This window comes from Ruegeria sp. BA2, assembly GCF_056539605.1.
On the sequence record NZ_JBQFVE010000008.1, the window covers coordinates 131,655 to 147,454 of the forward strand.

Genomic DNA, 15,800 nt, shown 5'->3' on the forward strand with positions numbered 1-15,800 from the left:
CATGGCCACCATCACAACGGATGTCCTTATCATCGGCACCGGCCCGGCGGGGTCTGCAACGGCGGCTTTGCTGTCCAGCTATGGCGTCGAGAACATGGTCATCAACCGCTATCGCTGGCTGGCCAACACGCCGCGTGCGCATATCACCAATCAGCGAACGATGGAGGTGCTGCGCGACCTTGGTCACGAGGTCGAGGCCGAAGCCTATATGCATGCCGCGCATCAGGATCTGATGGGCGAGAATGTGTTCTGCGAAAGCCTCGCCGGTGAGGAAATCGGACGCATGAAAAGCTGGGGGAATCACCCGCTTTCCAAGGCCGAACACCTGTTGTCCAGCCCGACCATGATGAATGATCTACCGCAGACCTTCATGGAACCTATACTGTTCGGCACTGCTTGCCGCCGTGGCACTCAGGCACGGATGAGCACCGAATACCTGCGCCATGAACAGGACGCAGGCGGCGTGACGACGACGTGCCTGGATCGCTTGTCGGGTGAAGAAATCACCATCCGGTCGAAATACCTGGTCGGTGCGGATGGGGGTAACTCACTGGTCGCCGAGCATGCCAGTCTACCGTTCGAAGGACAGATGGGCGTCGGCGGGTCTATGAATATTCTGTTCCGGGCCGATCTTAGCAAATATGTCGCGCATCGCCCATCGGTTCTTTACTGGGTGATGCAACCCGGGGCAAACGTGGGCGGCATCGGCATGGGTCTGGTCCGCATGGTGCGCCCGTGGAACGAATGGCTGATCGTCTGGGGCTATGACATCAACCAACCCGCGCCAGAGGTGGACGCGGCGATGGCCACACAAGTTGCGCGTCAACTTGTCGGCGACCCCGAGCTTGAGATCGAACTGATCAGCGCCAACACCTGGACCGTCAACAATATGTACGCGACCCATATGCAAAAGGATCGCGTGTTCATCATGGGTGACGCCGCGCATCGCCATCCGCCGTCCAATGGGTTGGGATCGAACACGTCGATCCAGGACAGCTTTAACCTCGCGTGGAAGCTGGCGGCCGTATTGAAAGGCCATGCCGGAGAGAGTTTGCTGGACAGCTACAGCGAAGAACGCGCACCGGTGGCAAAGCAAATCGTCACACGTGCCAACCAGTCGATTGGTGAATTCGGACCGATCTTCGAAGCACTTGGTATGGCCGAAGGGGTCGACCCGCAGGTCATGCAAAGCAACCTTGAGGCGCGAACCGGATCGACGCCGGAAGCGGCCGCTCAACGACAGGCAATCCGCGAGGCCATAGCCTTTAAGAAATATGAATTTGACGCCCACGGTGTCGAAATGAACCAGCGTTACGATTCCGGGGCGATTGAAACAGATGGGCAAGCAAATCCTGGTTTTGATCAGGATGCCGAGCTGCACTACCAGCCAACAACCTGGCCTGGCGCGCGCATTCCACATGTCTGGGTGTTCGATCACGACACGGGTAACAAGTATTCAACACTTGATCTTTGCGGTCGCGGAGAGTTCACAATTCTGACCGGCATAGGTGGAGAATCGTGGGTCGCCGCTGCCGAGACTGTTTCTCGGGAACTGGGGATGCCCATTCGATGCCACGTCATTGGCCCGCGCCAGACCTATGTCGATCATGCGGGAGACTGGGCACGGGCGTCGGAAATTTCGGATACCGGCTGTTTACTGGTCCGCCCCGATCAACACGTCGCATGGCGCGCAGCTGAAATGGCCGCAGATGCCGAAGCTGAGTTGCGTCGCGCTCTGACCACAGTGCTTTCACGATAGCAAAAAACGGATCAGGTTTTACAGGTTAGGAGATCACAATGGACGCGCATGAGATGGGATACTTCACCGAGGAAAACTCGGCCGAGGTGGTAGCGGCCCGCAACAAAAACGCGGAAAGCGAACGGCTTAAAGAGGTGATGGAAGTGATCACCCGCAAGCTTCATGAAGCGGTCAAAGAAATCGAACCGACACAGCAGGAATGGTTCGAAGCCATCATGTTCCTGACCAAGATTGGTCATATGTGCGACGACTGGCGGCAAGAGTTCATTCTTTTGTCTGACGTCCTGGGCGTGTCGATGTTGGTGGATGCTGTAAACTCTCGCCGCCCCTCGGGCGCTTCGGAGAACACTGTGTTGGGCCCATTTCACGTCGGCGATGCCCCTGAATACGCAATGGGGCACAATATATGCCTCGATCAAAAGGGCGAAGACATGGTTGTGCGCGGGCGTGTAACCGACGTTGACGGCAACCCGTTGGAAGGCGTCAAAATCGACGTCTGGCAGGCAAACGACGAAGGATTCTATGACGTTCAGCAAAAGGGCATCCAACCCGATTTCAATTTGCGCGGTGTTTTTAGAACAGGACCGGACGGGAAATACTGGTTTCGCGCCGTCAGGCCCAAACATTATTCGATTCCTGACGATGGCCCCGTAGGGGACCTCTTGAAGCGGCTGGGTCGCCATCCGTTTCGCCCAGCCCATTTGCATTACATTGTGTCAAAGGACGGGTATGACGAGCTGACAACCCACATTTTTGACCCCGAGGACAAATATCTCCATTCGGATTCCGTTTTTGGCGTCAAGGAAAGCTTAATTGCCGAATTCAACCGCGTCGATGACCCGGCACGTTCTGCTGAAGTTGGCTTTGAGGGTCCCTATTGGGATGTCGAGTTCGATTTCGTCTTAGCACCCAAAGAGGTGTGAAATGGCCGATCCGTGCATCATTTGCGTCGCGATAACCGGATCTTTGCCAACCAAGGCCAATAACCCGGCCGTGCCCATAACAGTCGAAGAACAAGTCGAAAGCACCCATGAAGCGTTCGAGGCGGGGGCATCCATCTGCCACGCGCATGTGCGCAATGATGACGAAACGCCGTCAAGCGATCCTGACAAATTCGCAAAATTGAAAGAGGGGCTCGAGAAACACTGCCCCGGCATGATCATTCAGTTTTCGACAGGCGGGCGGTCCGGGGCAGGCAAGGCGCGTGGTGGCATGTTGCCGTTGCGGCCGGATATGGCCTCACTATCGGTAGGATCGAACAACTTCCCAACGCGTGTTTACAAGAACCCGCCTGATCTTGTCGACTGGTTGGCGGCGGAGATGGTTACCCACAGCGTCAAGCCCGAGATCGAAGCCTTCGATCTGAGCCACATTCTGAAGGCGGCTGAGATGCACCGGAAGGGACAAATCAAAGATACGCCTTACGTCCAATTTGTCATGGGTGTCAAAAACGCGATGCCAGCAGACCGTGAGGTTTTTGATTTCTATGTAAAAACTGTCAACAGGCTGTTTCCTGGCGCGCCCTGGTGTGCCGCTGGGATTGGTGCGCAACAGACTGTCTTGAACGACTGGGCAATTTCATCAGGAGGCCATGCGCGAACAGGTCTGGAAGACAATGTTCGTTTGAACAAAAACACTTTAGCCTCATCAAACGCCGCATTGGTCGAACGCACGTCGGATATTTGCCTAAAGTACGGCCGACCAGTTGCAACACCGGCGCAAGCCAGAGCTATCCTCGGTTTGCCGTCCAAGTGAGAATTGACGAGGTCAGCGTCGAACTAACTGCGGCCCTCCGGTGCAAGAAACGGAGGTCTGTAGCGTCTAGCCCTAGGTATTTGTAATCGGTAGGCCTGCGGTTCAGGCCCGTATTGGCTCGGCTTGGCCCGGCCGATTTCACGAGCCACTATGCCAGAGGAAACGCGGTTAAGATCGATCAGGTCATAAATCGAATTGCAACCATTCGGCGTTTGAAAAGGCTGGGGTTTTATGAGCCAGGAGACCCGAATGATGAAGACTGAGATGGGTGACGATACAACCAGAGATCGCTTCACATAACACCCTCTGCGATTTTCCCGTTTCGTAACGATGTCAACAAACATCCAATGATTGCAAAACTTGCGATCCAACACGAATGCCAACCTTCGCAATCATGCGGAACTAACCGCAATACATTGGGTGTATTGTATGGATTTTTTCCGTTGGAAGCGTGGGCTGCCGGACAATGTCGGTCGAGAGAGACCAACCTGCCTCAAGTCAGCTTCACAAGCTTATTGGAACGTTTGATGTATATTCGTAGATGTCTCGATTAGCGCTTTTTCGATGGCTGCTCTTTGCCGTGCAAATCGCGTCGTTGGCACTGGAATTGAGATCGCGTGCAGATCTCCGACCCAATCGATAAAGGCGAATCCGATCGCCGATACGCCGGCAGAATGCTCGTCCAAATCATAGGCAAGGCCTTTCGCGCGGACGGTAGCCAACTCGGAAAGGAACTCATCCAGGTTTCTTTGGATACCGTTCCGCTCCCATTCGTTCTGAATAAGCTTTGTCGCTTCCTCGATTCCGAGTTTAGCGAGACAAGCTTTTCCATTCGCCGTCGTAGTCAACGGAAAAACCTCTCCCACTTGCGAAACCGTCGTCAATCGGTAAACGCCTGGTACCTGATCCAAGAAAACCATGCCGATACCGCGCATCACAGCGAGGTCTGTAGTTTCCCCAGTCTTCTGCGTCAGCTCCGTTAAAAGAAGTCGGCAGTGTTCGACGATGCTGTAGTGCGCCGCGCCGGCAAGTGCGCTTAGTTCGGGGCCAAGCCTCAGACCACCCCCATTTGCATCCGCTATGACAAGTTTCTCTTCAGCAAGAGCACTCGTGATTCTCTGCACCGTAGAGCGGGGCAGATCAACACGTTCCGCGATTTTTCCCAGGCTCATCCCGGATTGCGTTTCTTTCAACACACGCAGAATCGAGGCCGCTCTGGAAATGACCTGTATGCCACCTTTGTCCGTTTTTTCAGTCATTTAACTGTCCTCAACTTCTCATGGTATCGCAGGTTTTGATGCTAACCGGTTCATTAGTGATGTATCACAATGCGGTGCAAGTCAACCGTATTGCGAGTTTTTAGTTGACCGCAATGCGGTGCGCATGCATCATCATTCGGGACAGGTGGGGAGGCCACCCGGACAATCGATACGCGAACAACGCCGCATCGACGGCGAACAGAGGAGACGTGCCCAATGGTCGAAATCCGCGGCATTGAGTTTCAGGCAAACACCGACAATGACATGGGGCTTGAGTTTTATAACCTGAGCCACAGATACGGGTTTCAGTGCCCCAACTGGCCGTATTTCAAGGACGTCCAGATCGACCGAAAGCACTATATGGCCAAGTCCGGCGTGTTGTCTCAGACAATTACCACGACGATGCATGTGACCACACATATTGATGCCCCAGCGCACGTTGTTCAAGGAACACCTTTCATCGACGAGGTTCCGCTACCCCATTTCTTTGGCTCGGGTCTGGTGGTTTCCATACCAAAAAAGAAATGGGAGCAAATCACCGGAGATGATCTGGAAAAGGCCTGTGGACATGCTATCCGCGAAGGCGATGTGCTGATCATCAATACCGGCTGGCACAAGCAGTATGAAGATGGCGACTATTTTGCTTATTGCCCGGGTCTCGTTCCTTCCGCCGCTGAATGGATGATCGAGAAAGGTGTGAAAGTCGTTGGCCACGATACCCAGGCGAACGATCACCCGCTGGCCACGGCCATTGGTCCGCAGCGAAACGGTCCAATCATGCCACACCTCGAAAAAGAGTATCTTGAGTGGTCTGGCGGGACACCGTGGGAGGTTGATTTCCCCGAGTGGGAGCCGGTGCACAACATGCTGTTCTCCAAAGGTATTCTGGGCATCGAAAATGTCGGGGGGGACCTGGACGCGGTAACAGGCAAACGCTGTACGTTTGCGTTTTTTCCTTGGAACTGGGACCGCGGCGATGGCTGCATCATCCGCTTGGTGGCGATGATCGACAAGACCCAATCCTACCGCATCGAGGCTGGCGAAGACTTCTGAACACTCACGGACCGGTCGCCGGTTCGCCGGTGGCCGCCACTAAACCTGAGCGGAGATGGACATGCATCTGAAGCGGTTTAAAGACGCCCAGCCCTACGAAGCACCGAACCACTTCGGATGTCATGGGCTACGCTTACAAGGGTTTGAGGAAGGCGGGCCGACAAATCAGTGGATTGGCTTCAGCCAGTTCCTGCCGGGCGGTGGTGCCGGGCCGGATTCCACTCCGTTCGAGAAAGTCTACGTCGTTCTGGAGGGCGAAATGACCGTCATCGTTGATGGCACAGAAACCACTCTTAGACCCATGGACAGCTGCACGATCGCACCGAGCGAAGTGCGCAAAATTGAAAATCGCGCGAACCAGACCTGCAAAATGCTGGTTGTCATTCCGTATCAGCCAGAAAACTAAGGACAAGAGAATGTCTGATCCACTCAAGATGTTTGATGTCAGAGACAACGTCGCATTGATCACCGGAGCTTCGGGCGCATTTGGAATGGTTGCGGCACGCGTCCTGGCCGGCGCTGGTTGCAACCTTGTTTTGGCGGCGGGAAACCAAGAGGCGCTGGATAGCATTGCGAAAGAGTGCGAAGCACTTGGTGCGACTGTCGTTGCGAAAAATACACGCCCGACCGATGAAGCATCCTGTAATGCTTTGGTCGACGAAGCCGTCAATACCTTTGGTAGGCTCGACATTCTCGTTGTCGCGTCCGGTATGAACAAAGTTGCTCTGATCAACGACATGGCGCCGGAAACCTTTGATGCAGTGATGGACGCCAACGTGAACCAAAGCTGGCTGTTGGCGCGCGCAGCGGCAGCGCATATGAAGCAAAGCGAATATGGCAAGATCATATTCGTCAGTTCCGCGCGCAGCACCCTTGGACACCCTGCCGGATACACGGCGTATTGCGCGTCAAAGGCCGCCGTGAACGGGATAACAAAAGCCTTGGGATGTGAGCTGGGTCCGACAGGGATCACCGTCAACGCGATCGCACCGACAGTGTTCCGTTCGCCTTTGACGGCTTGGATGTTTGAAGACACCGACGAAGCGAAGGCAGTGCGCGATGGCTTCCTGACCCGTGTTCCTAAGGGGCGGCTGGGTGAGCCGGAAGATCTTGCCGGACCCCTGCTTTTTCTCGCCTCACGCGCCTCTGATTTTTACACCGGGCATATCCTTCATGCCGACGGCGGATATACGGCGGGATAAAGAATGGTGCGCAAGAAGCAGCAAATAGCGGTAATTGGCGCGGGGCTGATGGGGCATGGTATCGCCCTGACCTTGGCAAAAGCAGGTCAATATGTCGCCATCACAGATCCCTTTGAGGAGGCACGAGCCAGCGTGCCTGACCGCATCCGCGCCAGTATGGCCGCAATGGGGGATGATGAGGTTACAATCACGAAAACCCTCAAGATGATTGAGATTTTTGCGACGACGGAAGGTACTGTGCGAAACGCTGTTGCCGTGTTCGAAGCCGCACCCGAAAAGCTCGAGCTCAAGCAAGCGATCTTTGCTGAGATTGAGGCGCATGCACCAGAAACTTGCATACTCGCGTCGAATACGTCGGTCATGCCAATCACCCAGATCATGTCCGGTTTGCGGTTGAAAAACCGAGCATTGGGAACCCATTGGTGGAACCCGCCGCACATGATCCCTTTGGTCGAGGTCATCAAGACCCAGTGGACAGACCCTGAGATCGCACAGACGATGTTCGATCTGCTGAAAGATGCTGGGAAAACGCCGGTTATGGTCGAAAAAGATGTGCCCGGCTTTATCGGCAATCGCCTTCAACATGCGTTGTGGCGCGAAGCGGTCAGTCTGGTGGAAAACGGTATTTGTGACGCCGAAGCCGTCGATACCGTGATCAAGTCCAGCTTTGGGCGCAGGCTTGCTGTTCTTGGTCCGCTGGAGAACGCGGATCTGGTCGGCACTGACCTGACGCTCGATATCCACGAAAACGTGCTGCACGATCTTGAGGCACAAAGGGGCCCTTCATCCTATCTTAAGTCGCTTGTCGAAGCGGGCAAGCTGGGCATGAAATCCGGCGAAGGGTTCAGGACATGGGCCGAGGGCGAGGCAGATCAGGTTCGCCAACGTGTCGCGAAGCATCTGAAAAATCTCGAAAAGACTTTGCAAGATCAATCAAACACTGGCGGGAGGCCGGTGAAGGGAGGACGCAATGACAAGGACATTCAAAACGGCCACTAGGCGCAGTTTCATCGCCGGGGCAACGGCAGCAATTGCGGCACCGGCAATCCTGATGGCGACGCGTGCTTATGCTGCGAACCCGACCTTGCGTGTCGGCAATGTCAGCCCGCGCACCGGACCGCTGGCTGGTTTTGCCGAGGCTGATGAATACGTGCTTCAGGCCATCCAACAAGTGTTCTCAGCCGGGATGGAGAACAACGGCAAGACTTGGAATGTCGAGATCATATCAAAAGACAGCCAGTCCAACCCGAACCGCGCAGCCGAGGTTGCCGCAGATCTGATCCTGGGTGATGAGGTCGATATCATTGTCGCCGCTTCTACCCCGGATACGGTGAACCCGGTCGCCGATCAGGCAGAGATCAACGAAGTTCCCTGCATCACGACCGACTGTCCGTGGCAGCCTTACTTCTTTGGTCGCAATGGTGTTCCGGGTGAGGGGTTTGAAACGACCTATCACTTCTTCTGGGGCCTAGAAGATGTGATCGCAGCGTTCCTTGATATGTGGGACAAAACTGGCGTGACCAAGACAGTGGGTGGTCTATTCCCCAACGATGCTGACGGCAATGCATGGGGTGATGCGGAACTGGGCCTGCCAAAACCTTTGGCCGCAGCTGGCTATACGCTGACCGATCCCGGTCGCTATCAGCCTCTGTCCGATGACTTCTCAAATCAAATCGCTGCGTTCAAGGCCGCGGGCTGTGAAATCGTCACTGGCAACATGATCCCACCCGATTTCGCAACGTTCTGGAGCCAGGCCGCCCAGCAAGGCTTTAACCCGAAGGTCGTGACCATTGGCAAAGCACTGCTGTTCCCATCCGTCATTGAATCGCTCGGTGACCGTGGGGACGGGTTGTCGACCGAGGTCTGGTGGTCTCCACACCATCCGTTCTCGTCTTCTCTGACCGGTATTTCCTCGAAAGACCTAGCTGAGGGTTACACGGCAGAGTCGGGCCGCCCATGGACTCAGCCGCTTGGCTTTAAACACGCCTTGTTCGAGGTCGTCGCGGATGTCGTCAAAAGAGCGGATGATCTGGAAGACCCGTCATCGATCATTTCGGCAATCACCTCCACGAACCTGAACACGATTGTTGGGCCGGTGAACTGGGGTGATGGGCCTATGAACAACGTCACCAAAACACCTCTGGTTGGTGGTCAGTGGCAAAAAAACGGCGATGCGTACGAGTTGCAGATCGTTGCAAACAGCACCGCGCCCGAAGTTCCGGTGACCGCAGATATGAAACTGCTGGGCTGACCAGACATTCGGCGCCGATCTTGGCGCCGAACCTTCCATCCGAGAGAAGCATGACGACAATCTTGAGACTCCAAGACCTGAGCAAGGCATTTGGCGCGGTCACTGTCGCCGATGCCATGAGCTATGAGGTCCAGCAAGGCGAAGCGCTTGGGGTCATAGGCCCTAATGGGGCAGGTAAAACCTCGATGTTCAATCTGATCACCGGGACGCTCAAATCAAATTCCGGGGTGATAGAATTCAGTGGGCAGAACGTCACGAAATGGAGCGCGGCAAAGCGCAGTCATGCTGGTATTGCGCGTTCATTTCAGGTCCCGCAGCCGTTTTCGGGAATGACCGTTTTTGAGAACGCGATGATCGCCGCCACGCAGTTGGCGGGCATGCGTGGACATCAGGCAGAACGTTTTTGTCTGAAAGTTCTGGACCAGACAGAGCTGCTGCCCAAGGCAAACGTTCTTGCCGGAAGCTTGACATTGCTGGAACGGAAACGCCTGGAACTGACACGTGCTTTGTGTGCCAAGCCCAAACTGCTGTTGCTCGATGAGATTGCAGGTGGTTTGACCGAAGCCGAGTGCAAGTCACTGGTTCAGACCATCAAGGACATCCACGCCTCGGGCGTTACCATAATTTGGATCGAACATGTCGTTCACGCGCTGCTGGCCGTCGTCGACCGCCTGATCGTTATCGACTTTGGCAAGAAGATCGCCGAGGGAGAGCCGCAGGCAATCATGGAAAGCGCTGAAGTCAAAGAGATCTATCTGGGGATCGAAGCCGATGCCTGATCCGATCCTCCAGACACGCGGTTTGAATTCTTACTACGGCGATTTCCAAGCGCTCTATGATGTCGATCTGGACGTTGGCGAGGGCGAAGTTCTGGCCATAATCGGTGCGAATGGCGCAGGCAAGACGACCCTGATGCGGTCTATCACTGGGTTGCTGGCGAACGAACCGGGGCAGATCCAATACAGGGGCAAGGACATCAGCCGCCTTCGTGCGGATAAAGTCGCCGAATTGGGCCTGGCCATGGTGCCTGAGGGTCGTCAGCTGTTCCCCTCTTTGTCGGTCAAAGAAAACCTGATGATCGGTGCTCAGATTGGCCGCGCAGGCCCTTGGGATCTGAAAGCCGTCTACGATCTTTTTCCGATCCTGGAGGAGCGAAAAGATCAGGCATCAACATCGCTTTCAGGCGGTCAACAGCAGATGGTCGCCATCGGGCGCGCTTTGATGGCCAATCCTGATCTGATCCTCTTCGACGAAATCAGCCTCGGACTGGCACCGATCATCATCAAAGACATCTACGAAGCGCTGCCCGGCATCATCGGCGAGGGCATGAGCGCAATCATCGTCGAACAGGACATAACCAAGGCACTGTCGGTTTCAAGCCGGGTCTACTGCCTGCAAGAGGGGCGCGTTTCGCTGGAAAGTGCGTCCGACACCGTTTCGCGCGAAGACATTTCGCGCGCGTATTTCGGGATCGAATAATATGGAATGGCTGAACGCTATCGTGCAGGGAACTTTGCTGGGTGGGCTATACGCGCTGTTTGCCGCGGGTCTGTCGTTGATCTTTGGAGTCATGCGGCTCGTCAATATCGCCCATGGCGATTTGATTGTTCTGGCCGCGTATCTGGGGCTGACTGTGACGACAGCCACAGGGATGCATCCGATGGCCGCATTGGTGGTCGTGGTGCCTGCTATGGCGCTGATCGGATACGCCCTTCAACGCGGCCTGCTGAACCAAACTCTGGGCGACGATATCCTTCCGCCCTTGCTTGTCACCTTCGGACTGAGCGTGATTATCCAGAACGGGTTGCTAGAGGTCTACACCGCTGACCCGCAGGACCTTGATGCAGGCGCATTGGAAACGGCGAGCGTCGCGGTTGGAGGGTTGACGCTTGGGCTTCTTCCGCTCCTGACCTTCGGGATCGCTGTCGTGGTGATCTGGGGGCTGCAATGGACATTCTATCACACCGCGCTTGGCCGCGCTTTTCGGGCTGTGTCCGACAATCAAGACATTGCACAGCTTATGGGCCTCAATCGACGGCATATTTTTGGACTGGCGATGGCGCTGGCGCTGGGCGTGACCGCGATTGCCGGTATCCTTCTTGGTATTCGGACCAGCTTTGATCCGTCCATCGGTGGTGGTCGCCTGATCTTTGGTTTTGAGGCCGTTATTATCGGTGGGCTCGGCAATCTTTGGGGCACACTGATTGGTGGCGTCATTCTTGGTGTCGCGCAAACCATCGGAGCCAAGATCGATCCGGGTTGGCAACTGCTAGCCGGCCATATCGCTTTCCTTGTTATTCTTGCCGTTCGTCCGAACGGCCTGTTCCCGAGGGTTTCCGGATGAACCTACAGGATTATTTCGTATCTCGCTCATCCAAAGCAGCGCGGGTTGCCGCGATCCTGGCCACAATCGGTTTGCTTGTTCTGATTGCAGCGCCCTGGTGGGCAGGCCGCGCAGACATGCGCCTGATGGGTGAACTTTTCCTCTACCTATCCCTCGCCACCCTTTGGAACCTCATGGCGGGTTACGCTGGTCTCGTCTCGGTCGGTCAGCAAGCCTATGTCGGCTTCGGCGGCTATATGCTCTTTGCGCTTACAATGTTGGGCGGTTTGCATCCATTGGTTGCTGTCGCAGCCGCGGGTGTACTCGGGGCGTTGATCTCGATTCCGGTCGCCGTCCTCATCTTCAGGCTTCGAGGTGCATATTTTGCAATAGGCACTTGGGTCATCGCTGAAGTCTTTCGGCTAAGCTTCGCGCAAATCTCAGCGCTTGGCGGAGGGTCAGGATCTTCGTTGCCCGTCGCCATCGTTAAATCACTGGCGTCCGGGCGCGCGATGCGTGAGGCGCTAAGCTATTGGCTGGCGCTCGGAGCCGCTGTGCTGGTGGTGACCGCCGTGTATCTCTTTCTGCGCTCGCGCCAAGGTTTGGCGTTGACTGCAATTCGCGATAACGAATTGGCTGCCGGTAGCCTCGGCATCGATATCTGGCGAACGAAGTTCATAGTGTACGTCGTCACGTCGGCATTCACGGCAATGATCGGCGCTCTTATTTTCCTTCAGAAGCTGCGCATTTCACCGGATGCGGCGTTCAACGTCAATGACTGGACCGCCTTCGTCATATTCATCGTTGTGATCGGCGGTATTGGCACCATCGAAGGACCGATCATCGGAACGCTTGTCTTCTTTGCCTTGCGAGAAACGCTGGCTGACCTTGGAACAACCTACCTGATCGTTCTCGGTGTGGTCGCAATCGTTGTCATGCTCAAAGCGCCAAAAGGCATCTGGGGCGTGATCCGTAGCCGCTATGATCTGCAACTTTTCCCGCTGGGCTATCGCGTTAAGCACACCGGACAATCCAAGGAAAACTGAACCCATGGCCCGTCAGAAAAAAACGATCATCACATGCGCTGTAACAGGCGCAATCCACACGCCAACTATGTCGGATGCACTTCCGTACACCTATGATGACATCGCGCGGCAGGCGATCGAGGCCGCCGAGGCCGGAGCGTCGATCCTACACCTGCATGCGCGCAACCCCGAGAACGGTTCTCCATCGGTCGACCCTAATGACTTCGCGCCTTTCCTGCCCCGGATAAAACAGGCGACAGATGCCGTTGTGAATCTATCGACCGGCGGATCGCTGACTCTGTCCATTCAGGACCGGATCAATCCGGCCAAGACTTTCAGCCCCGAAATGTGCTCGATGAACATGGGTTCGATGAACTTCTCGTTTCATCCATTGGCCAACCGGTATGGCGATGATGATTGGAAATTTGATTGGGAGAAAGACTACGTCGCGAACTCCGATCAGAATATCTTTCGCAACACGTTCCGGGATATTCGCGAGGCGGCGGAAACACTCGCGCCGCATGACATCAAGTTCGAACATGAATGCTATGATGTGGGCCATTTGTATAACTTGAAATTCTGCATGGATATTGGGCTGTTCAAAGCACCCATTTTCATTCAGTTCATCTTTGGCATCCTCGGCGGCATCGGACCCGAAGTCGACAACCTGATCTTCATGAAACGCACGGCAGACCGACTGTTTGGCGACGATTACCGCTGGTCTGTACTCGGGGCTGGTGGCTCACAGATGTCGCTTGCCACAACGGCAAGCCAGATGGGCGGCAATCTTCGTGTCGGCCTAGAGGACAGTTTGTTTATTTCTCGCGGAAAACTGGCCGAAAGTAACGCGCAGCAAGTCGCCAAAATTCGACGCATCGTCGAAGATTTGGGCAGTGAGGTCGCGAAACCTGATGAAGCAAGGGAAATCCTAGACTTGAAAGGAGGGGACCACGTCGCGTTCTGAGGATTGGACGCTTGGCCTAACCGCTCATCGAGTGACTTACTTTTTGGATTTTCGAAAAACCTTCGGAGATTGAACTATGCGATTGGAATATTTGGCAATCAGCGCGCTTTTGGTTGGCTTTGGTACCGTGCAGGCTCATGCGCAATACGCAACCCAAGACTTCACCAATCTCTTGCTCAGCAATCGATCTGGAGACTGCACGGACTATGCGGGAGTGTATTCCGCTTCAGTGGAGGACATAACGCGCCAGCGACGCTTCAATTCCAAAATCGAAATCTCGGCGGATAGTCAGCGTTGTGCAATCACAACCAACGGAATTCCAAACCACGATTTCAACGGGCCTACAGCCAACTTTGCCAATGACGTACGAGAATTGCCTGGCACTTTTCGGATTCCCAGAAAGCCGAAAAAAACCGGAAGCCAAACTGCACTATCTCAACGTAGCTATGACGCAATACTGCTCAACGGTGTGCCGGTCGATTTGCTTTCGGCCGGCTGCTATCGCCCAAGCGGAAGGCGAGCAGACAAGAACGGCAACGTATTGGCAGGATGTCGGGAGACGAATCCGTGGCTGCTCGATCCTCCGTCCTACGATAAGTATTTCGGTGTAGATCTTCACAATGCCCACGCCCAGCCCGATGGTAGGTATCACTATCATTCCAATCCAAATGCTCTGTTTTTGGATCACGACCTTGATAAGCAGTCACCAATGATTGGCTTCGCAGCTGACGGCTTTCCGATCTACGGGACGATATTCAAAGACGAGACGGCAAAACTAGACCGGCGATCTCTGGATATGAACTCAAAACCACAGCGAGACCTGCTCCGCCTGCAGGGCCTGGTGGCACTCCAGACGGGACATACATCGACGACTACGAGTTCACGGGTGCCGGCGATCTGGATCAGTGCAACGGTATGACTGTCGATGGCCAGTATGGGTACTATGTCACCACGACCTACCCTTGGATACTTATGTGCTTGGTTGGGCGGCCTGATCGCTCGTTTAACAAACGGTGATCATCCTCTCTGGTTTCGTTGTTTGTCCCGCGGCGAAGCAACTGGGGCGATTTCCGTTTTATTCGGAAAGGGGCGTTTTTGTCCCACTTTATGCAAGCAGGTGGAACGATGAGACGAAACACCAGAAATGCAGTTCGCTGATTCAATGGTTGTAGTTTAGTGCTGGTTATTTGGTAAAATCAAAACTATGGTTCATTTTTCTTACGATGTGAGGTGCCTTTTCCAGGTCATAACACTGTTCTTACCGTCGAAATTGTCAATACTAGAAGGGCTTTTTGAACTATCCAAATTTACAAGAGCATTGTTGAAATTGCCGCAGCTTAACCGTAAGTGAATTTCGAAATCATAAATATGATAGCTTGCAGTCTAAACGCAAGAGATGTTGACGATGACCCAGTCTAAGAAAATACAACTCGCTAATCCCGCGCACCACATCGTGCCAATCACATGTTTAGTTTGCGCTCTGGTGCCGTCCTCTGCGTTTGCGGATTGTGCACTCAGCAATGATGACAAGACCAAGACTTGCGCCGGCGACATCACGTCGGGTGAATCGTTTCCGAACGATGACATTAAATCCGCCTTGGGATGTGTATTGGTAAAACCCTGACGGGTCGGTGAAGTATGAAAGCTACGCGCCTAACAAGCTCGATCCTGCAGCCAATCAAATGCTGGAACCGGCCGGTGCTGGTGGGCCAATTCTATCATGTCCGCCACGAGGCGCTTCTTGTCGGCTCGAACTTTCGGCAGCTTTCGCGGTATGGATCGGTGCTGTTTCAGGACACGACACGCCCCTTTCATCGTTAGCTTTGCAAACGACTGCCGGGCAGCGGGACGTTCTGAGACACGCAGTTTGTGGCACACATGGTTAATGCAGGCACGGCGACGAGCGGGGCTCAGTAGTTTCCCTTGGCCGCCTCCGTCAGGCTCAGTTTGTCCAGGGTAAGATCCGAGATGGCCTTTCGAAGACGCCCATTCTCTTTTTGAAGACGCTTGAATTCCTTCAATTGATCCGAGCACATTCCGCCGTACTTCTTCTTCCAGCGATAATTGGTCTGTTCAACAATACCAATCTGACGGATTGCATCCAGACGGGACATGCCTTGCCACACCAATATCTCAACCTACCGCAACTTCGAGACAATCTCTTCCGGCTTCGGTCGCTTGTTCGCCATGTGGTTCCTCCGTTTTCATA

14 protein-coding genes and 2 pseudogenes are annotated in these 15,800 nt (G+C 54.7%); 14 read left to right on the plus strand and 2 right to left on the minus strand.

What is annotated here, in order from left to right:
- Window position 1: 1 nt before the first annotated feature.
- Genes ACR0NN_RS17110 through ACR0NN_RS17120 form a run of 3 tightly spaced genes read left to right on the plus strand, consistent with a single transcriptional unit; the run spans window position 2 to window position 3,514 of the window.
- On the plus strand, window positions 2-1,759 hold the full coding sequence (locus ACR0NN_RS17110) for an FAD-dependent oxidoreductase (RefSeq protein ID WP_170724849.1): 1,758 nt from the start codon (window positions 2-4) through the stop codon (window positions 1,757-1,759).
- A 38-nt stretch (window positions 1,760-1,797) separates the two neighbouring features.
- The gene (locus ACR0NN_RS17115) at window positions 1,798-2,682 is read left to right on the plus strand and encodes an intradiol ring-cleavage dioxygenase (RefSeq protein WP_170724845.1); all 885 of its coding nucleotides are present in this window, start codon (window positions 1,798-1,800) and stop codon (window positions 2,680-2,682) included.
- A 1-nt stretch (window position 2,683) separates the two neighbouring features.
- Window positions 2,684-3,514 carry a 3-oxoadipate:acetyl-CoA acetyltransferase gene (locus ACR0NN_RS17120; protein WP_170724843.1) on the plus strand — a complete coding sequence of 277 codons (831 nt, stop codon included), beginning with the start codon at window positions 2,684-2,686 and terminating at the stop codon, window positions 3,512-3,514.
- 512 nt (window positions 3,515-4,026) lie between these two features.
- On the opposite strand, the gene ACR0NN_RS17125 is transcribed toward ACR0NN_RS17120, so the two are convergent.
- The gene (locus ACR0NN_RS17125; protein WP_170724841.1) at window positions 4,027-4,773 is read right to left on the minus strand and encodes an IclR family transcriptional regulator; all 747 of its coding nucleotides are present in this window, start codon (window positions 4,771-4,773) and stop codon (window positions 4,027-4,029) included.
- Window positions 4,774-4,989: 216 nt separating this feature from the next.
- Between ACR0NN_RS17125 and ACR0NN_RS17130 the strand changes: the two genes are divergently transcribed.
- The 11 genes and pseudogenes from ACR0NN_RS17130 (at window position 4,990) to ACR0NN_RS17180 (ending at window position 14,608) form a co-directional block, all read left to right on the plus strand.
- Window positions 4,990-5,826 (plus strand): cyclase family protein, encoded by an 837-nt coding sequence (locus ACR0NN_RS17130; RefSeq protein WP_480685183.1) that lies wholly within the window; start codon window positions 4,990-4,992, stop codon window positions 5,824-5,826.
- Window positions 5,827-5,881: 55 nt separating this feature from the next.
- Window positions 5,882-6,232 (plus strand): cupin domain-containing protein, encoded by a 351-nt coding sequence (locus ACR0NN_RS17135; RefSeq protein WP_480685185.1) that lies wholly within the window; start codon window positions 5,882-5,884, stop codon window positions 6,230-6,232.
- 10 nt (window positions 6,233-6,242) lie between these two features.
- The gene (locus ACR0NN_RS17140; RefSeq protein ID WP_170724838.1) at window positions 6,243-7,028 is read left to right on the plus strand and encodes an SDR family oxidoreductase; all 786 of its coding nucleotides are present in this window, start codon (window positions 6,243-6,245) and stop codon (window positions 7,026-7,028) included.
- Between the two features lie 3 nt (window positions 7,029-7,031).
- A complete protein-coding gene (locus ACR0NN_RS17145) occupies window positions 7,032-8,027 on the plus strand; it encodes a 3-hydroxyacyl-CoA dehydrogenase family protein (protein ID WP_170724836.1) in 996 nt (331 codons plus the stop codon).
- On the plus strand, window positions 7,999-9,279 hold the full coding sequence (locus ACR0NN_RS17150; RefSeq protein ID WP_170724834.1) for an ABC transporter substrate-binding protein: 1,281 nt from the start codon (window positions 7,999-8,001) through the stop codon (window positions 9,277-9,279). The genes ACR0NN_RS17145 and ACR0NN_RS17150 overlap by 29 nt, the downstream gene beginning before the upstream one ends.
- Window positions 9,280-9,329: 50 nt before the next feature.
- The gene (locus tag ACR0NN_RS17155; protein ID WP_170724831.1) at window positions 9,330-10,058 is read left to right on the plus strand and encodes an ABC transporter ATP-binding protein; all 729 of its coding nucleotides are present in this window, start codon (window positions 9,330-9,332) and stop codon (window positions 10,056-10,058) included.
- Window positions 10,051-10,758: a branched-chain amino acid ABC transporter ATP-binding protein gene (locus ACR0NN_RS17160; protein WP_170724829.1), complete on the plus strand. Its 708-nt coding sequence runs from the start codon at window positions 10,051-10,053 to the stop codon at window positions 10,756-10,758. The genes ACR0NN_RS17155 and ACR0NN_RS17160 overlap by 8 nt, the downstream gene beginning before the upstream one ends.
- Window position 10,759: 1 nt before the next feature.
- On the plus strand, window positions 10,760-11,623 hold the full coding sequence (locus tag ACR0NN_RS17165; protein WP_170686568.1) for a branched-chain amino acid ABC transporter permease: 864 nt from the start codon (window positions 10,760-10,762) through the stop codon (window positions 11,621-11,623).
- The gene (locus ACR0NN_RS17170; RefSeq protein WP_170724827.1) at window positions 11,620-12,648 is read left to right on the plus strand and encodes a branched-chain amino acid ABC transporter permease; all 1,029 of its coding nucleotides are present in this window, start codon (window positions 11,620-11,622) and stop codon (window positions 12,646-12,648) included. Before ACR0NN_RS17165 ends, ACR0NN_RS17170 begins: the two co-directional genes overlap by 4 nt.
- Before the next feature lie 4 nt (window positions 12,649-12,652).
- A complete protein-coding gene (gene kce, locus ACR0NN_RS17175; RefSeq protein ID WP_170724824.1) occupies window positions 12,653-13,591 on the plus strand; it encodes a 3,5-dioxohexanoate:acetyl-CoA acetone transferase in 939 nt (312 codons plus the stop codon).
- A gap of 76 nt (window positions 13,592-13,667) precedes the next feature.
- Window positions 13,668-14,608, plus strand: a pseudogene (locus ACR0NN_RS17180) (YHYH protein).
- Between the two features lie 681 nt (window positions 14,609-15,289).
- Here the strand turns inward: ACR0NN_RS17180 and ACR0NN_RS17185 are convergent.
- Window positions 15,290-15,723 (minus strand): annotated as a pseudogene (locus ACR0NN_RS17185) (transposase); the annotation flags it as partial.
- Between the last annotated feature and the right edge of the window lie 77 nt (window positions 15,724-15,800).